Raw genomic sequence first — 16,745 nt, forward strand, 5'->3', positions numbered from 1 at the left:
TTATCTTTTCTGCTAAATTTTATTTTTGCTTTCATCCTGCGCATGTTTAAATTTTCTAAAAAAATAAAGCACCAAAAGAAATTGTGTGTATCCGTAAACCATATCTTCGATCGGTATCGTTAGCATTCTTATGCCCAGAAAATCCCCGGGATTGTAATTCACTATTGGTGTGGACAATCCGGTCCCTGTAAGCAGGCCATTTACAGGAAAAAACCCCAGCATCAATATCGTAAACACCAGAGATGCCTTGCCAATCCAATCTGCACGGACAATAAAGTGCAGATAGATTAAAGTTGTTATGGTAGCGAGCGCCGTTACCAGTGTATAGATTTTGTCATAGTGCAGCAAAGCCACAACCGAACAGACAATTACACTGAAAAAAACGATCAGGTTATTAAAACCTGAAAGCCCTTCCAACTTAAAAAACTTGTCAAAACAGAAATAGGTAAACACGCATGAAAACGGAATGCAGATAAAGAAAAGCCATTCTTCAAGCGGTAATCCGGCTATCACTATTCCAAGTGTGTAAGCTGTATTGAACCACCATACACCTTTTGCCGTAAACCATACATCCCAGGAAATAAACGGAATTGCAACCAGGATTGCAGCCTTTATAAAGGGTCCAAAATAACGGTTAAAAAGAATTCGCTTATCAAAAGATGCCAGGAAACAAATGATGAACGTAAAAAATAAAATCAATGAATATGTATATGCCATCATGTTTCAGAAGAATTAAAATACATTATAAAATACTTGAAGGGCACATATAAAAAACCAAAACATTCACCATCTTCTTTGCTGATATGCTTATGATGTTGTTTGTGTGCTCTGCGAAGTGCTAAAAAATAAGGGCTTTTGGTTTTGGTCAATAATTTAATCCGTTGGTGGATAAAAACATCATGTACAAAAAAATAGGCCATTCCATATAGCATAATGCCCAGTCCGATAAAAAACAAATAATTGAAATTTTCAATCGAACCGAAGTACATTAAAGCAATCGTAGGTATAGCAAATATCACAAAGAAATAGTCATTCTTTTCAAGAGCACCTTCTTGGCTGTGGTCGTGATGGTCTTTGTGTAAACCCCACAGAAAACCGTGCATAACATATTTGTGGATCACCCAGGTTGCCCCTTCCATCATTACAAATGCCCCCAATGCGATTAAAAAGTTCATATACGTTTTTTTATTTCCTATTAAATAATTTTTCTAAAATGCCATAGCGGAAATCAAAGATGTGAACCAGTTTTTTTTTCACAAAGACCCAATGTGCAATATCTCCTAAAATACCGAAAGGCAATTCATAATGTACAGTATCTTTTATAAGTACGCCCGCTCTATTGGGAATAAACTCGTGAAAATGGCTCCAATATTTATAAGGGCCTTTCTCCTGAAAATCGGTAAAACTCCTGTTCAATTCCACCTGGCTAATCCGCGTTCTCCATTTTAAGGGAATTTTCAGCATAGGCGAAACCGTATAATTAATAATCATTCCTTCAAAAATATGTTCATCATTATAGTTCGACAACACTGTAAAACCCATATCCTTAGGTGTGATTTTAGAAAGATTTGCCGGGGATGAGAAAAAACGCCAGGCAGTTTCGATATCACAATGCAATTGTTGTTCTCTATATAATTGATGTTTCATAGGTTAGTTTATTAAAAGCGTTTCTATATTTTTATGCAGAATGTCTGAACTGATTTGATTCTTGTTTTTCTTGATAAATTCAGTATCCTCATCTATGCTTGATTTATACCCTAAAAAAGAGGGGGCGTTTTTTTGAACCGAAAGTCGGATAAATCTCAATTCTGCATTATTGGGCTCATTTTTGATTGCCTGTTCGATGTTTTTCTTTCCTTCTTTGAATGTATTGAGTTTACTTATGGGGCTAAAAACGTGATTTGTCCAAATCGTTTGTAAACCACCTAAATAAGCCAGATGCGTAGCCGAATTGTTTTTTGTTTTCTCCAATTCAGCTATCATTTGTTTGCACATTTTTTTGTCCGATACTACTTTGTAATAATTCGCTCTTACCACATCCAAATTGGTTGTATCCACACTTATCAGCAAGAATATAGCAGACATCAGCAAACCTGGAACCTTTATCATAAAAAAGCAGTTTTATATCTTACATAACTTTTGAAGGCCACGAACGCTTTTTCGGAATTGGGAATTCGGACCCTGTTATTCAAGATGTCTTTAGAAGATTTTCTTTTTATTTTCTTGAACAAAGATAAATAGTATTTGTAAGCCAGATACACCCCAAACATTGAAGAACCTGGTAGTTTCTTAATTCCAATTAACGCCTCTTTAAATTCTTCTTCTATTTCCTTTTCAATCAGGCATTTCACATGATTATCAAATACCCCCATATCAATATTCGGGAAATATGTCCTGCCTAAAATCTGATAATCATCTCTCAAATCCCTTAAAAAATTAATTTTCTGGAAAGCTGAGCCCAGTTTCATCGCATAAAGTTTAAGGTCTTCATATTTTTCTCTATTCCCATCCGTAAAAACCTGCAGGCACATTAACCCAACCACTTCTGCAGAACCATAAATGTATTCATTGTACAAATCGGAATTGTAATCTATTTTCTGCAAATCCATTTCCATACTGTGCAAAAAATCCTCAATCAGCTTTTTTTCAATTCGGTACTTATGTACGGTTTCCTGAAAAGATTGTAAAATCGGGTTTAGTGAAATACCTTCCTGCAACGCATTTTCTGTTTCTTGTTTTAATCTGTTCAGCAACTTCTCTTTATCGTAGCCCTGAAAACTATCAACAATTTCATCTGCTAATCTTACGTACCCGTATATCGCATATATAGCAGAACGAACAGATGGTTTGAGTGCCAAAATTCCTAAAGAAAAACTCGTACTATACTTTTGGGTTGTTATCTTGCTAACTGAGTAAGAAAGCTCATCAAATAGGTGTTTCATAATACTTCGTTTTTAAATTTAATTATCTCATTTGCTACAATTTTTCCCGATATAATGGAGGGGGGAACTCCGGGCCCTGGAACAGTTAACTGACCCGTATAGAATAAATTTTTTAATTTCTTGTTTCTTATTTTTGGTTTCAAAACCGCAGTTTGACTAAGCGTATTTGCCAATCCGTAAGCATTGCCACCATAGGCATTGTAATCTGAAATAAAATCGCTGACACAATAGCTTTTTCTGTATTCAATCTTTGACAGTAAATTGGTTAGGCCTGTATGTCTTTCAATTCTTGAAATCATTTCCGCTAAATATTTTTTTCGTACGGATTCGTCATCGTTTATTCCGATGGCCAAAGGCATCAAAAGAAATAGGTTCTCTTTGTCTTTGGGCGCAACGGTATGATCTGTTTTTGATGGGCAGCAAACATAAAACAGTGGTTTTTCAGGCCATTTTTTCTCGCCATAGATACAATCAATATGTTCGTCTAAATCATGCTCAAAAAATAGGGTATGGTGCTTTAGGCCGGGAATAGTTTGATTGATGCCCAAATAATAGATCAAGCTGGATGGAGCAAATGTTCTGTTTTGCCAGTACTCTTCTGAATAATTTCTATACGCTTTATTTAAGAGTGTTTCTGTATGGTGATAATCCGATGACGCAACTACAGCATCAAATTCATAGGTTTCGCCATTGATGGTTAAAGATCGTACCTTACCATTATCCGTATTTATATTTTCAACTGTCTTGTTAAAATGAAAAGCTGCACCTTGGTTCTCGGCTACTTTTTTCATCGCCAATACCAATTGATAAAAGCCACCCTTCGGATAATGCGTTCCTAAAGCATAGCCCCCGTAATTCATCAAACTATATAATGCCGGAATGTTTTTTGGAGAAGCGCCCAGAAAAATTACAGGGAACTCCATCAATGTTCTTAATTTTTCATTTTTAAAATATTTGCCAACATAGGTTCTGAAATTCGTCAGCAAATCCAATTTCAATGCACTTTTAGCAATTTTAGGAGAAATGAATTCCAACCAATTATGGCAAGGTTTGTTCACAAAATCCTTCATCCCGACTTCATATTTAAATTTCGCCGATTGCATAAATTTCTCTAATTGCAAGCCTGCACCTTTTTCAATTTGTTCAAACAAGATTTTTAGTTCCTCTATACTTTCAGGTACATTGATTTTCTCTTCTGAAAAAATGAGCTCAAACTGTGGGTTTAAGGAAATCAACTCAAAAAAATCTGCAGTTTTGTAACCGAAATCAGCAAAAAAACTTTCTATAACATCAGGCATCCAGTACCAGCTTGGCCCCATATCAAAAATGTAACCTTGTTTGGTAGAAAATTGCCTTGCTCTTCCTCCCGGCTGGTCGTGCTTTTCAAAAACCTGAACATCGTTTCCCGCTTTTGCCAAATAAGCGGCAGCAGACAATCCCGAAAAACCAGAACCGATAACGGCTATTTTCTTCTTCATCACCTTTTGTTTTTTAAAACTTCATTTAATAAATATTCAGGCTCAATATTTTTATCATAGATGGGCTGATGAAAATCATTGAGTTTATTTAGTAATCTAATTAATTCCATTTTTTCCTTACGTGTTAAATCTCCTGTCACAACTTCAGTTGCTTTTCTGATTTTGCCCATTTGATTTTCTAAAACTTTAATGCCCTCATTGCTGATTTTTAAAACTTTACTTCTTTTGTCAGTTTCAGAATCAGTTTGATCTACCCAGCCTTGTGCAATCAACCGATTGATAATCTGCATTCCGGCAGGTTTTTCATGGACATTCTTTTTTATCAAGTCCATTTTGGTCATCTCACCGAATGCTTTTAGGTTAATGAGGTAAATAAATTCTTCCTGGGTAGAAAAATTTGAACCGGATATTGCCGATTTTGAATAACTCTTGGCATACCTGTTCAAATGAACGATTAAAGTATTAATGACACTTTCAGCACTACGTCCCTTTTCTTTGCCTTCCCAATTGGGTTCATTATCTATTTCTGCGCTTTTATAATTGACAACTACCCATCTTTTAAAACCTTCGATATCATTAGGATATGTTTTTCCTGAAAAATTCTCCGACTCAAATTCTTCAAGAAGATGGATGACATTTTTTAAAATATCGTATTTCATATATTTATTTTAGGATATAAATATACTATTATTATTTATATAAAGTATAAATATATACTTTTATTACCATTGATCTTTTTCAATGTTGAGGCAGTAAAGTTCGGTAAGAGCCAGCTTTTCCAAAGTCTCTGTTTTTGGAAATATATTGGAAGTGAAGAAGAAGCGATAAAAAATGATATACCGTATGTATAAAGAAAAAGCCCCAACTTATGTTGAGGCTTTCTGTGATCCCGCTGGGATTCGAACCCAGGACCACTACATTAAAAGTGTAATGCTCTACCAGCTGAGCTACGGAATCATCTTCTGTTTGAAGAGGGTGCAAAGATAGAATTATTAATTTATTTTGCTAAATAAATTTTAAAATAATTATGATCAGCTGATTCCCAGTATGGTTTTCGCCAGATTGATGGTCTGAATATCACCTGTATACTTACCTTCTTCGTCAGATAATTTAACAACTTTCGTCCACTGCCCATCCTGAGGATGGGCTTCAGTCATTTTAATCACAATGTTCATGGGTGGCAATCCGGCATCATTGGTAAAATTAGTGCCTATTCCGAACGACATGCCTACCCGGCCAAGGCAATGTCTGGCAATACGCTCAACTTTTTCATAATCAAGCCCGTCAGAAAAGATAATGGTCTTTGATTTAGGATCAATGCCCATACGTTCATAATGGCTGATCACTTTATCGGCAAATACCAAAGGATCTGCGCTATCGTGCCTCACCCCATCAAATAATTTAGCGTACATCCTGTCAAACTGCTTAAAGAAAACATCAGTAGTGTAGGTGTCAGACAGGGCAATGCCAAGGTCGCCCCGATAAACCTGTACCCAATGTTCAAGCCCCATTGCATTGGCCATTGTAAAACCATACCTGGCGGCATGAAACATAAACCACTCATGTGCATGCGTACCTATCGGTTTGGTTTGGTGCAACATGGCCAGGTGCATATTGCTGGTCCCTATAAAAGATCCGGCACCATACTGGCTCAAGGATTGTAATACCAGGCGCTGAACATCATATGCATACCTTCTTCGGGTACCAAATTCAGCTATGGTCACGCCCAGGGCTTTGTAAGCTTCAATTTTTTTGCGGGTAACCTCAATGATGGCCTCATTGCTGATCCTTTTGGTACCCGTTAAAACATAGTACAGTTCACAGATGAGCGACATGAGCGGAACTTCCCACAAAATGGTACGGTACCAAAACCCTTCAACTTTTACCTGGAGCTGATCTTCATGTTGTTCAATGTGTACCTCTTCGGGGTTAAAGCGGTAGCCTTCCAGAAAATCAAGGTATACCGGGTCAAGATAGGGGCAGTTTACCTGAAGAAAATGCTTTTCTGCCTTACTCAGCTTCAGCAAAGCCATTTCGTCTACAGCTTTGCGCAGCGCGACAGCGAAGCCTTCCGGAAATGAATGTTTACCACGATTGATAAACTGATACCTTGCTTTAGCCGCAGGAAACAAGCGTACAACACCCTGCTGCATGGTAACTTTGTAAAAATCATTGTCTAAAACTGATACTGTCAAGGCCATAATTTATAAGCTTAAAGCACTATTAAATGATCATTTGTATAGCCCTGCATTAAAGGGCTCCCGGCAGGTAATTCGGTAATGAGGTAGTCAATATCGTCGGGGCCACAGATCCTTATCCTTTGCGCAGTATTTAATTTTTCAGAAATGCTCAGTACTGCTGTTTTTTTCGACGACCTGATGATCGCTTTTTTTACCTGTACAATGTCCCAGTCCATATCGGTAAGGCCTTCTTCTGCCGAAAATGCATTGGCCCCCAGTAAACAGAGATCGGCCCTCAGGTCTACCAGCTGGTTAATTACACTTGCCCCAACGTGCAGGTTTGCATTTTTATTGAGTTTACCGCCGATGGTAATGACCTCAAGGTTGCTGTGGTCTGATAAGGTAATGGCTACCTGCGGACTGATTGTAAAAAAGGTAACTTTCAGGTTTTCAGGAATCATTCTGGCCAGCTGCAGTATAGTGGTGCCACCCTCAGTAAGGATCACCATTTCGTTCTTTATAATTTTCAGTGTTTTCTTTGCAATTACATTTTTCTCATTGAGTGCATATATCTCATGCTGTGCATTAAAGGGTGCTACAAATGATTTACTTGCCGCACCACCATGAACCTTTAACAGTTTACCTGTTTCAGCAAGCTCTTTAAGGTCACGTCTTACGGTATCATCTGAAATGTTTAACAGTACACTCAGATCGGCCGATAAAACCTTGTTGTGAAGGTTTATCTCTCTCATGATCAGCTTGTGTCTTTCTTCTTTACGCATGGTTCCGCAATGGTTTGTCCATTGGTAAAGTTAATGCAACTCAATTGAATGTACTGCATTTATCTGATTCAAAAATAACTCATCATGAGACACCAGCAGCAGTGTTCCCTTATAATCACCAATTGCAGCAGTCAGGATCTCTGTATTTTGAATGTCCAGGTTATTTGTAGGTTCATCCAGTACAATCAGGTCGGGAGCGGCATTGCTTATCGTTAGCGCGCAAAGCATCAGGCGCATTTTCTCGCCGCCGCTCAGCGCTGCACAGGATTTGTTCCAGTAGGCTTTGTCAAATAAAAAGCGGTTTAAGCGGATCTTTATTTCATGTTCCTGCAATTCACCCGAATTATAGGCCTGTGCCTGTTCATATACACTCAGGTTGTTGTCAATCAGCGAGTAATCCTGGTCAATGTAAATGGTTTTAATGCCGCTAAGGCTGTTTAATGTTCCTGAACTGGGTTTAAGCCCGCCTAAGATCATTTTGATCAGTGTTGTCTTACCGGAGCCGTTCGCGCCCCGGATGACCATACGTTCGCCACTGTTAAGCCGAAAATTCAAAGGCTCCTTCCAAAGCAACTGATGGTCGTATCCAAAATTTATATTTTTTGCGCTGACCAATGTTTTTCCCCTGTGCAGGGCAGAATTGTTCAGGTCCATTTTCATTTTATTGATGTCAGGCAATGCTGCACGCAACTGGCCCAGTTCCTGCGAAAGCACAGCCTTTTTATCTTCATGGACACGCTTTATATGGGAGCTGCTTTTTTCTGCATTGTTTTTAAAGGCATGCATCACAATAGTGGGCAAACCCGCTTTTTCCTGTTTCTTTTTGCCACGGGCGTCCAGTTTTTGTTGTCTTTCCAGTACTTCTTTTTCAGTTTCCCTGGCTTTACGAAGTGCCTTTTCCCTGCTGTTCAGGTCCTGTTTCAACGCTTCGCTTTCCAACTTTTTCTGTGCCACATAAAAATCGTAATTGCCTCCATACACGGTTATGCCCCGCTTATCCAGTTCAAAAACGCGTTCCGGAAGGTTCAGTAAGGTTTTATCATGGCTTACCACCACCAGCGTGTTAGTGGCCGAGGCAAGGTCATCATACAGTCGCTTTCTGCTCCATAGGTCTAAATGGTTACTGGGCTCATCAAGTAAAACTATCTCAGGCCGGTGTATGCGTATCCCTGCTAAAAAAACTTTGGTTTTCTGGCCACCACTAAGGCTGCCCATTTTTTGGGCCAGGTCCAGTCCCTCAAGGTTCCAATGTGCAAGCGCATTTTTGCAGCGTTCCTCAACCGCCCAGTCGTCATTCAGCAGAACCATATTTTCAGTCGTCATCCGGCCATCCAGAATTTCATTCAAGGCTTTTAATTTACCTTCAACCTGCAGCGCCTTTGCAATGCTGTAATCATTAAACTGTCCGAAAATCTGTGGTACATAATAGGGGATTGAACTCATTTTAACGCTTCCTGAGGCAGGTTGTAAATTACCTGCCATCATATTTAGCAGGCTTGATTTTCCTGTGCCATTGTCGCCAATAAGCGCAATTTTGTCTTTTTTGTTAATGATGAGGTTTAAACCTCTAAACAATACATCCCGGTCGGGATGTGTATAGGTAATATCCTGTAGGGTAATCATAATTCTTTCTAAAAGGTTGAACAATACCAGGGGCTGGCTTACCGGCCCTGTTTATTTTTCTGAAAGAAACTGAATCCTACATGTAGTGTTTTTTTGTTTACGGCTGCAAATTTAAGAAAATTTATAAGACAATCCCAAATGCTGTCCTTATATCAAAATTTCTTAAACATTGGCAAACTTAAATTGTTTACAGGTGTTGTTTCATAAATGTTCTTTTGCCTTATTGAAATCTAAATGAATTACCATGAAACAAAAATTGCTTTAGACTATTATTCCAGCCAAACCGGTTCGGGAAACTACGTCTTTACCAACAAAAGCCTTGGATTTGGCGACACGTATGTTCAGCCCGTATGGCTATCCTGGACAAAGGGTAAAATAGGGGTGATGGGCAGGCTAACCCACCATAATGGCTCGCATTAAGCGGCTCATTTCACATAAACCGTTTTAATGTTTACAAATTCATGAATACCGAACAGGCCCAGTTCGCGCCCGTATCCGCTTTGGTTAATGCCCCCAAAGGGTAGGCGGGGATCGGATTTTACCAGCGAATTTACAAAGCAGGAACCAGCCTGAAGGCGGGTCCTTGCTATTTCTTCACCCAGTTTTTCATTAGCTGTAAATACGGCAGCTCCAAGTCCGAATGAAGTATCGTTGGCCAGCTCAATGGCTTGTTCCACATCTCTGGCCGTAAGTATGGCCGCCACCGGGCCAAACATTTCCTCGCTGTAAGCAGGCATCCCTTTTTTTATTCCGCTAAGTACGGTAGGTTCATAGTAGGCATGCTGGCCTTTAAACGCAGGAATCCGGCCGCCAAGCAGGCATTTTGCACCCATTTCTATATTCTTCAGTACCTGCTGGTGCAGCTCGTCACGTAAATCTGCACGGGCCATAGGACCCAGGTTGATATCCGCTTCCAAAGGGTTACCCAGTTTTTTCTGTTTCATTTTTTGCACAAAAAGCCTGGTAAATTCCTTTTCTATCTTTTTTACAACAATAAATCTTTTTGCTGCAATACAGCTCTGCCCGTTGTTGATCAGCCTGCTGTTTACGCAGGTTTCGGCTGCAAATTCCAGGTCGGCATCTTCCAGCACCAAATAAGGATCACTGCCCCCCAGTTCAAGTACTGTTTTTTTCAGCAGCATGCCTGCCTGTGCGGCAACTTTCATTCCTGCCTGCGTGCTTCCGGTAAGGGTTACCGCCTTTATGAGCGGATGGGCAATCACTTCGTTTACCACGTTACTGCCAATCATCAGGGTTTGAAATACATGGGCAGGGTAACCTGCATCCTTTACCAGCTTTTCTATAGACAGGGCGCATCCCGGTACATTTGAAGCGTGTTTCAGTACCCCGCAATTGCCTGCCATCAGGGCGGGGGCAAGAAACCTGAATACCTGCCAGTAAGGAAAATTCCAGGGCATTACGGCCAGCACTATACCCAGAGGCTGAAAGCTGACGTAGCTTTTTGAAGCCTCAGTCTCAATCCGCTGGTCCTGCAAAAAATCTGCCCCTTTTTCTGCGTAGTATTTACATACAGCGCCACATTTGTCTATCTCGGCCAGGCCATCGTTCAGGGGTTTGCCCATTTCCAAAGCCATCAGCCTTGCCAGCTCCGCTCTTTGTATGTGCAGCTGATCAGCGAGACCCCTTAGCAGGGCAGCCCTTTCTTTAATACTGCTTTTTCTCCATTCTGTCCAGGCTTTATGCCCCTGTTCAATCTTTTTAACAACTTGTGCTTTAGTCGTTTCAGGATAAGATTTAATTACCTTGCCATTTGTCGGGTCAATAGATTTTATGCTCATGCTTCATTTGTATTCCGGTATAAAACAACGTTCAGGCAATGAATTTGTTTAAAATTACTTTTCCAGCGTGGTTTTCAGTTTGTCCAACCCACTCTGCAGATCTTTGCCGATCATCTCTTCCATCTTCATGCAAAGCATTATTAAATTCATGGGCCAGGCCATTTTACCTGTAAAGCCCCATTTAACCTTTGTTTTATCAGCGCCAATGGCCTCTGTGGTCATATAAGCATCGTCTTCTGCATCAAAAGGTTCTTTAAAGCGCAGTTTCATGTCTATCCTGTCGCCTTCAGTAATTTTAACGATTTCCTGTTCGCCCTTACCTACATTTTTTTTGGTGCTTTCCCAGGAATATTTAAAGCCAACTGTACCATCGGTGCCGCTGTAACTCTTTTTCATGGCCGGGTCCATGTTGTTCCAAACGCTGTACTGGTCCTGGTTTTTAACGTGTTTAATGAAGTCGAATACCTCTGGTTCCGGCCTGTTGATGGTTACTTCACGCTCCACCGCATAATCTTTCTTCACAAACAGCGCTACTACCAATGCCAGAATAACAATCCCGACAATAACAAATAATACTCTTTTTAAAATTTTCATCGTTTTACGGTTTTTTTGAATGGTTATTATTTATCTTAAGTTTTAATATGCTTATTGTTTATATAAAGATGATTAATTTTTAAATCAAATACCAGATACATTTTAACCCTGCCCGAATAATATGGCCGGAAAATTGTTTAATGGTTATTAATTTTAACCCAATCATTCATATCAATAATGAAAAAACTATTGTTTTATATTTTTCTGCTGGCCTTCTCCTTCCAGGTAAATGCTCAGGACACCACTTCAACAGCTATAGCCCCTGCGGATTATGCCAAACCTCAGGCTGTTCAGTTAAACAGATCGGCCGAAGCACTGGGCATATCACCCAAAGTAAGTGCAAAGGTAAAAGCCATGCCAAACCCACCGGTAAATATGGCCCTTTTTGCGGTCGACAGGCGTCAGGCAGGCGAACGGGCAAATTCCGATGTGATCATGGTCATTTCCATCGATCAGCAAAGCGGAAAAATAAAGATGTCTTCTATTATGAGGGATACTTATGTAAATATTGAGGGGCATGGCATGGATAAGATCAATGCGGCTTATGCACTTGGAGGGCCTCAGCTTGCTATAAAAACCATCAATCAGAACTTTGACCTCGACATTAAGGATTACATCAATGTTGATTTTTACAGTGCAGCAAGAATAGTAGATGCCCTTGGAGGGGTAACGGTAAATGTAAAGCAGCCAGAGCTTTCGTATCTTAACAATTACCTGGATGAGCTGGCGATTTACGAGAAGATCCCGGCAGTACATGTAAACAGTGCAGGCCTCCAGAAACTGACCGGCAGACAGGCTGTAGCGTATACCCGCATCAGAGGGGTAGGGAATGGCGATTATGAAAGGACTGAACGTCAGAGAAGTGTACTGGTTGCGCTTTTCAGCACACTTAAAAACTCCGGTTCGCAAATGCTGCCGGCCATCGCTTCACAGGTATTGCCCAACCTGGAAACCAGTATGGGACAGATGACCCTTTTCAGCTTTGCAGGTAGTGTGCTGAATTCTAAAAATAAAGTGATCGATCAGGCAAGGTTTCCACTGGATGGGCAAAGTGCGGGGAAAAGAATCAACAACATCTGGTACCTTACTGCCGATTTAAAAGCCACTACCACCTCCTTACATAATTTTATTTATAAAAGCATACAGCCTGCTGCAAAATAAGCCGTTATAAGAAAATCCGACAAAAAAAATACAATTCAGGCTATGGCTATTCAAATAGGAGCAATATATTTGTGGCCATAGCCAATATAATTTACAATTCGGTTGCTTATGTTTAAAAGAATAGCGGGCATATTTATTTTACTTTCCTTTTTACTGGTAAAAAGTACCCCGTTGTTTGCTGTGGAACAGCAGCTGAAAAATGTAGTTGTGGCAGGTGCTGCACAAAGTACTGAGGACAGTACACCGGATGCTGAAAAAGAAAGCAAGCAACTTGAAATTACGGATGAGGATTTTCCTGATCAGCCGGTATTGCTGCTGGCTGCTTTAACCCTTGCCAAAAGAACAGGGCACATCATTGTACCCGCGGTTACCGCACCTTATATTTCCTTACCCTATCCGCCTCCCAACAGCTGTTCTTAAAATCATGAACAGATTCCGGACTATATATCTGAATTGATATTCCGGTCTATATTTAAATATTCACACAATAATTATTTTTATGAACTATCCTTTGTTTAAAGGTTCTGTAATGGGACTTTTATTGGGCGTTGCTTCGTTAACAGCAAGCGCACAGAAAATTAACGAACAGGAACTGAAAGTTAATGTTGGTAAAATATCCAATTCTACACAACATTTAAAAAACCTGGAACCGGTTACCTTTCAATACGATGTAAACAAGTACAAACACCTGAAACTTCCGGCCGGAGAGCAGTACGGTTTTATGGCCAGCAATGTACAGCCCGAATTTCCGGCAATGGTTTACGAAGCGTCAAAGGTATATGAAGCCGGCAAAAACAACGCTAAAGTGGCCAGGTACAACGAAGTGCAGACAGAAAACCTGATTCCTGTACTGGTGGCCGCCATAAAAGAACAACAAGCCGAAATAGAGCTGTTGAAAAAAGAAGTACAGCTGCTCAAAGCAAAATCAAAGTAGCTTAAAAGAGAATACCCGTAGTTTTTTTAGTGTTTTGGTGAAAGCCGTCCGGAGGGACGGCTTTCTTTTTTAAGCCTTATACATTTTTGTGTAATATTCTGCCGCCATTCTGCCCGATTCAAAAGCAGGGACCACATCAGCTGCCGCCTTTTTTACCATGCCTAACCACTTGTTATGGTCGTTATAATAGGTTGGCAGTACAACCTGTTCCAGTGTATCCATCAGGCTGATGTTCTCCAGCCGGTCCTGATCCTGTTCCGGAGAATGATCCGGTGCGGGCTGGATCAGGAAACTGTTTTCTCTGTCCAGTGCAAATTCAGGTACCCAGCCATCGGGCAGGGAAAGGTTGATGCTGCCGTTCATTGCGGCAGTCATGCCACTGGTGCCGGAGGCTTCCCTGTACATCCTGGGGTTGTTTAACCAAACATCAGATCCCTTTTTAAGAAGGGCCGACAATTCCAGCTCATAGCCTGTAAGCACAGCACAGTTTTTTAAAGGCAATGCCCGCGAAATGATCTGGTTAAACAAGCCAATGGCACCAAAATCTTCAGGATAAGGTTTCCCGGCCCAGATCAGCTGTACCGGAAATGCACCATTGCTCAGCAGGGTTAAAAAGCGGTTCCAGTCCTGCATCACCAGGTCGGCCCGCTTATAACCGGCAAAACGTCTGGCCCATACTATAGTGATCACCTCCGGATCAAACAGTTTGCCACACTGATCGGCCACTACTTTAAACAGATCGGCCTTCAGCTCTTTTTTTCGTTGAACAATACCATGATCATCATTACCGACTATTGATTTTCCCATCAGCGGATCCTGCCAGTAGGTCAGGTTCTGGGCATTTGTGATGGAAGTGATTCCGCATATACCGGGGTTATGGCCCCACATATCCCTGGCCACCTTACCATGCAGTTCAGAAACACCATTGGCCTTTCTGGCAAATTTAAGCGCTGCAAGGGTATAGCTAAACTGTTCGCCATCCATCCCCAGCAGGTATTTCACCTCATGCTCCTGTAAATGGTAAAAGAAAGACATTTCCTTGAGCAAACTGTATCTATGTTCTTCATTTCCGGCCATTTCGGGGGTATGGGTAGTAAATACCACCCGTTTTTTTACTTCATCCAGGCTTTTATATTTAGCGTAGAGGTAAAAATTAAGTGATACGGAATGCCCTTCGTTCATGTGGTATACATCGGGTGTGATGTTTAAGATATCCAGTAACATGGCCCCGCCAATACCCAGAATGATAGACTGGGCAATTCTTGTGGTCTCATGCGGATCGTACAAACGATGGGTAATGGTGCGCGACAGGTAGTCATTTTCAGGAACATCGGTACTGAGCAAAAAAAGTGGTGCTGTACCAAAGGTTTCCGGTTTTAGCAGATAGGCCCTTACATGCACCGGCGAATCGTGTACCGGAACGGTAAAAATTATGCCTGTATCCTGCAGATATGCATATTGCTTTTCGGTATAGGCAGGTTTCATGAGCTGGTCTTTGTCCCTGGTCTGGTCGTAATAACCATATTTCCATAAAATGCCAATACCTAGCAGGTTCTGTTTTAACTGATAAGAACTCCTTAAGTGCGAGCCGGCAAGAAAACCGAGCCCGCCACTGTAAATTTTTAGCGCCTGATCTACGGCAAATTCCATAGAAAAATAAGCAGCAGCAGTACTGTACTGCGCGTTGGGCTCAAAGCCGAAAATGTCTTTTTTAGATAGCATGGTCTTAAATTAGGAAATTTATACCAATAAAGAATTTACGATTCAATTATATGTTACTTGTGGGTAATGATTATGTTTAATTTTTAATTGCAAAAAAAGCCAACTGATCATAAAGGAAGAAGATATGAAGCCAACGATTACGATAGAATATTGTCCGAAATGCGGCTGGATGCTACGTGCTGCCTATATGGCCCAGGAACTGCTGACCACTTTTATAGATGACATCAATGGTGTACTGTTAAAACCTGCCGGGATTGCCGGCGTTTATACCATCAGTGTGAATGAGGAAGTCTTGTACGATAGAAAGGAGCGGGGAGGCTTTCCTGAGATTAAGGAACTGAAACAATTGGTAAGGGACAAGGTGAATCCTGAAAAAAACTTAGGCCATTCTGATAAAAATGCTTGATTATTAGGTATATTGCATTGTTTATTCAGGCAATTTCCAAAGCTTAAATCAGCGATTTAATTATTGGTTAATTTTTAGGGCTCAGGTTAGGATATTGCTTATAATTGGTTAGGAACTTGTTTATTTATAACAGGGAATAAACAGGGATTTTATAGGGACTTAATAGGGAGATAACAGGGACAAATACCTGTTTAATCCTTATGTAATTCCTATAATTTTATATTAATTAATATTTCACTGGTAAACCAGTTGTAACTTACTTAACTATTAGAACTATGGCAATTATTAAAAACGGCATTCTTGGTGGTTTTAGAGGCAAGGCCGGAACGGTAGTGGGCTACCACTTAAACGGACAGGACATTATCCGTGGCCTGGCAAATGAAAGAAGCAAACCATTTACAGAAAAAGAGCTGGCCAATCAGCAGGCCTTTGGAGATCTGCAGCTTTGGCTGAAACCTTTAACAGTATTTTTGAGAGTTGGCTTTCAGGATTATGCCCCTACATTTCAGGGATTTGTAGCTGCAAAATCCTATAATTCTAAAAATGCCCTGGTGAGGGATGATGCGGGTGCATATATTGATCCGGCACTGGCGCTGGTTAGTTTTGGCGACCAGGAACCGGCATTAACAGCATCTGCGGTTTCAGAAACTGAAAATTCAATTACTTTTAACTGGGAAGGTGGTAAATGTGAAAGTGACGACCGGGCGATGTTTCTGGTATATGATATAGCTGGTGGCAAGGCCGATTACGATACCGGGGCCGTGAAGCGGAGAATGAAGACCGGGATTTTTAAACTGAATGAGGATTTTTCGGGAAAGGCCGTTCACGTTTACCTTGCCTTTGTAGCTGAAGACAGAAAAAGGCGCAGTAACAGCCAGTATTTAGGCATTGTTAATGTGCTTTAACAGGTATTTACAAATAATCTAACTAGGAATCAGTGATATAAAAGATTTCTCGATATATAATTTGCACAATATGTACTGTAACCCTATATTTGCACCACTTTAAACGGAAACGCTTAGGGTAAAAGTTCAACAAAGAACGATGATTCCGTAGCTCAGCTGGTAGAGCATTACACTTTTAATGTAGTGGTCCTGGGTTCGAATCCCAGCGGGATCACAAGA

Annotated in this window: 19 protein-coding genes and 2 tRNA genes; 7 read left to right on the plus strand and 14 right to left on the minus strand. The window is 40.6% G+C overall.

Annotated elements, in window-relative coordinates; genetic code table 11:
• Positions 1 to 12 precede the first annotated feature (12 nt).
• The 11 genes from HDC92_RS20190 to HDC92_RS20240 all read right to left on the minus strand — a co-directional run bounded on the left by HDC92_RS20190 (position 13) and on the right by HDC92_RS20240 (position 9,005).
• Complete coding sequence (locus HDC92_RS20190; RefSeq protein WP_183876850.1) at positions 13 to 720, minus strand: lycopene cyclase domain-containing protein; 708 nt, start codon at positions 718 to 720, stop codon at positions 13 to 15.
• Positions 717 to 1,175 carry a sterol desaturase family protein gene (locus HDC92_RS20195; RefSeq protein ID WP_183876851.1) on the minus strand — a complete coding sequence of 153 codons (459 nt, stop codon included), beginning with the start codon at positions 1,173 to 1,175 and terminating at the stop codon, positions 717 to 719. The genes HDC92_RS20190 and HDC92_RS20195 overlap by 4 nt, the downstream gene beginning before the upstream one ends.
• A 10-nt stretch (positions 1,176 to 1,185) precedes the next feature.
• On the minus strand, positions 1,186 to 1,647 hold the full coding sequence (locus HDC92_RS20200; RefSeq protein WP_183876852.1) for an SRPBCC family protein: 462 nt from the start codon (positions 1,645 to 1,647) through the stop codon (positions 1,186 to 1,188).
• 3 nt (positions 1,648 to 1,650) lie between these two features.
• Positions 1,651 to 2,109 carry a hypothetical protein gene (locus tag HDC92_RS20205; RefSeq protein WP_183876853.1) on the minus strand — a complete coding sequence of 153 codons (459 nt, stop codon included), beginning with the start codon at positions 2,107 to 2,109 and terminating at the stop codon, positions 1,651 to 1,653.
• Positions 2,106 to 2,942: a phytoene/squalene synthase family protein gene (locus HDC92_RS20210; RefSeq protein WP_015807910.1), complete on the minus strand. Its 837-nt coding sequence runs from the start codon at positions 2,940 to 2,942 to the stop codon at positions 2,106 to 2,108. The genes HDC92_RS20205 and HDC92_RS20210 overlap by 4 nt, the downstream gene beginning before the upstream one ends.
• A complete protein-coding gene (locus HDC92_RS20215; protein ID WP_183876854.1) occupies positions 2,939 to 4,420 on the minus strand; it encodes a phytoene desaturase family protein in 1,482 nt (493 codons plus the stop codon). Before HDC92_RS20215 ends, HDC92_RS20210 begins: the two co-directional genes overlap by 4 nt.
• On the minus strand, positions 4,420 to 5,079 hold the full coding sequence (locus HDC92_RS20220) for a MarR family winged helix-turn-helix transcriptional regulator (RefSeq protein ID WP_015807912.1): 660 nt from the start codon (positions 5,077 to 5,079) through the stop codon (positions 4,420 to 4,422). Before HDC92_RS20220 ends, HDC92_RS20215 begins: the two co-directional genes overlap by 1 nt.
• A gap of 225 nt (positions 5,080 to 5,304) precedes the next feature.
• Positions 5,305 to 5,377: transfer RNA gene (locus HDC92_RS20225), tRNA-Lys, on the minus strand.
• Positions 5,378 to 5,451: 74 nt separating this feature from the next.
• Entirely contained in the window at positions 5,452 to 6,621 is a 1,170-nt protein-coding gene (gene pncB, locus HDC92_RS20230) for a nicotinate phosphoribosyltransferase (RefSeq protein WP_183876855.1), read from the minus strand.
• Between the two features lie 11 nt (positions 6,622 to 6,632).
• Complete coding sequence (locus tag HDC92_RS20235) at positions 6,633 to 7,382, minus strand: DeoR/GlpR family DNA-binding transcription regulator (RefSeq protein WP_183876856.1); 750 nt, start codon at positions 7,380 to 7,382, stop codon at positions 6,633 to 6,635.
• A gap of 30 nt (positions 7,383 to 7,412) precedes the next feature.
• Positions 7,413 to 9,005: an ABC-F family ATP-binding cassette domain-containing protein gene (locus HDC92_RS20240; protein WP_183876857.1), complete on the minus strand. Its 1,593-nt coding sequence runs from the start codon at positions 9,003 to 9,005 to the stop codon at positions 7,413 to 7,415.
• A 234-nt stretch (positions 9,006 to 9,239) separates the two neighbouring features.
• On the opposite strand from HDC92_RS20240, the gene HDC92_RS25235 reads away from it, so the two are divergent.
• Positions 9,240 to 9,425: a hypothetical protein gene (locus HDC92_RS25235; RefSeq protein WP_255484608.1), complete on the plus strand. Its 186-nt coding sequence runs from the start codon at positions 9,240 to 9,242 to the stop codon at positions 9,423 to 9,425.
• Between the two features lie 5 nt (positions 9,426 to 9,430).
• Here HDC92_RS25235 and HDC92_RS20250 read toward each other — a convergent pair whose 3' ends face one another.
• Both HDC92_RS20250 and HDC92_RS20255 read right to left on the minus strand, forming a co-directional pair.
• A complete protein-coding gene (locus HDC92_RS20250; protein ID WP_183876858.1) occupies positions 9,431 to 10,804 on the minus strand; it encodes an NAD-dependent succinate-semialdehyde dehydrogenase in 1,374 nt (457 codons plus the stop codon).
• 54 nt (positions 10,805 to 10,858) lie between these two features.
• Complete coding sequence (locus HDC92_RS20255; RefSeq protein ID WP_183876859.1) at positions 10,859 to 11,398, minus strand: SRPBCC family protein; 540 nt, start codon at positions 11,396 to 11,398, stop codon at positions 10,859 to 10,861.
• A 177-nt stretch (positions 11,399 to 11,575) separates the two neighbouring features.
• On the opposite strand from HDC92_RS20255, the gene HDC92_RS20260 reads away from it, so the two are divergent.
• From HDC92_RS20260 to HDC92_RS20270, 3 genes are all read left to right on the plus strand, one after another.
• Positions 11,576 to 12,559, plus strand: a complete 984-nt coding sequence (locus HDC92_RS20260) for an LCP family protein (protein WP_183876860.1) — start codon at positions 11,576 to 11,578, stop codon at positions 12,557 to 12,559.
• A 108-nt stretch (positions 12,560 to 12,667) separates the two neighbouring features.
• Positions 12,668 to 12,979, plus strand: a complete 312-nt coding sequence (locus HDC92_RS20265; RefSeq protein WP_015807921.1) for a hypothetical protein — start codon at positions 12,668 to 12,670, stop codon at positions 12,977 to 12,979.
• 79 nt (positions 12,980 to 13,058) lie between these two features.
• Entirely contained in the window at positions 13,059 to 13,493 is a 435-nt protein-coding gene (locus tag HDC92_RS20270; RefSeq protein ID WP_183876861.1) for a tail fiber domain-containing protein, read from the plus strand.
• A 69-nt stretch (positions 13,494 to 13,562) separates the two neighbouring features.
• Here HDC92_RS20270 and glgP read toward each other — a convergent pair whose 3' ends face one another.
• Entirely contained in the window at positions 13,563 to 15,215 is a 1,653-nt protein-coding gene (gene glgP / locus HDC92_RS20275) for an alpha-glucan family phosphorylase (protein ID WP_183876862.1), read from the minus strand.
• Positions 15,216 to 15,339: 124 nt separating this feature from the next.
• Here glgP and HDC92_RS20280 point away from each other — a divergent pair, with 124 nt between their 5' ends.
• From HDC92_RS20280 to HDC92_RS20290, 3 genes are all read left to right on the plus strand, one after another.
• Positions 15,340 to 15,621, plus strand: a complete 282-nt coding sequence (locus HDC92_RS20280; RefSeq protein WP_183876863.1) for a SelT/SelW/SelH family protein — start codon at positions 15,340 to 15,342, stop codon at positions 15,619 to 15,621.
• Between the two features lie 275 nt (positions 15,622 to 15,896).
• Positions 15,897 to 16,526, plus strand: a complete 630-nt coding sequence (locus HDC92_RS20285; protein WP_183876864.1) for a DUF6266 family protein — start codon at positions 15,897 to 15,899, stop codon at positions 16,524 to 16,526.
• A 141-nt stretch (positions 16,527 to 16,667) separates the two neighbouring features.
• Positions 16,668 to 16,740, plus strand: a tRNA-Lys gene (locus tag HDC92_RS20290).
• Positions 16,741 to 16,745: the final 5 nt, after the last annotated feature.

The organism is Pedobacter sp. AK017 (assembly GCF_014200825.1).
Classification (GTDB): Bacteria; Bacteroidota; Bacteroidia; order Sphingobacteriales; family Sphingobacteriaceae; genus Pedobacter; species Pedobacter heparinus.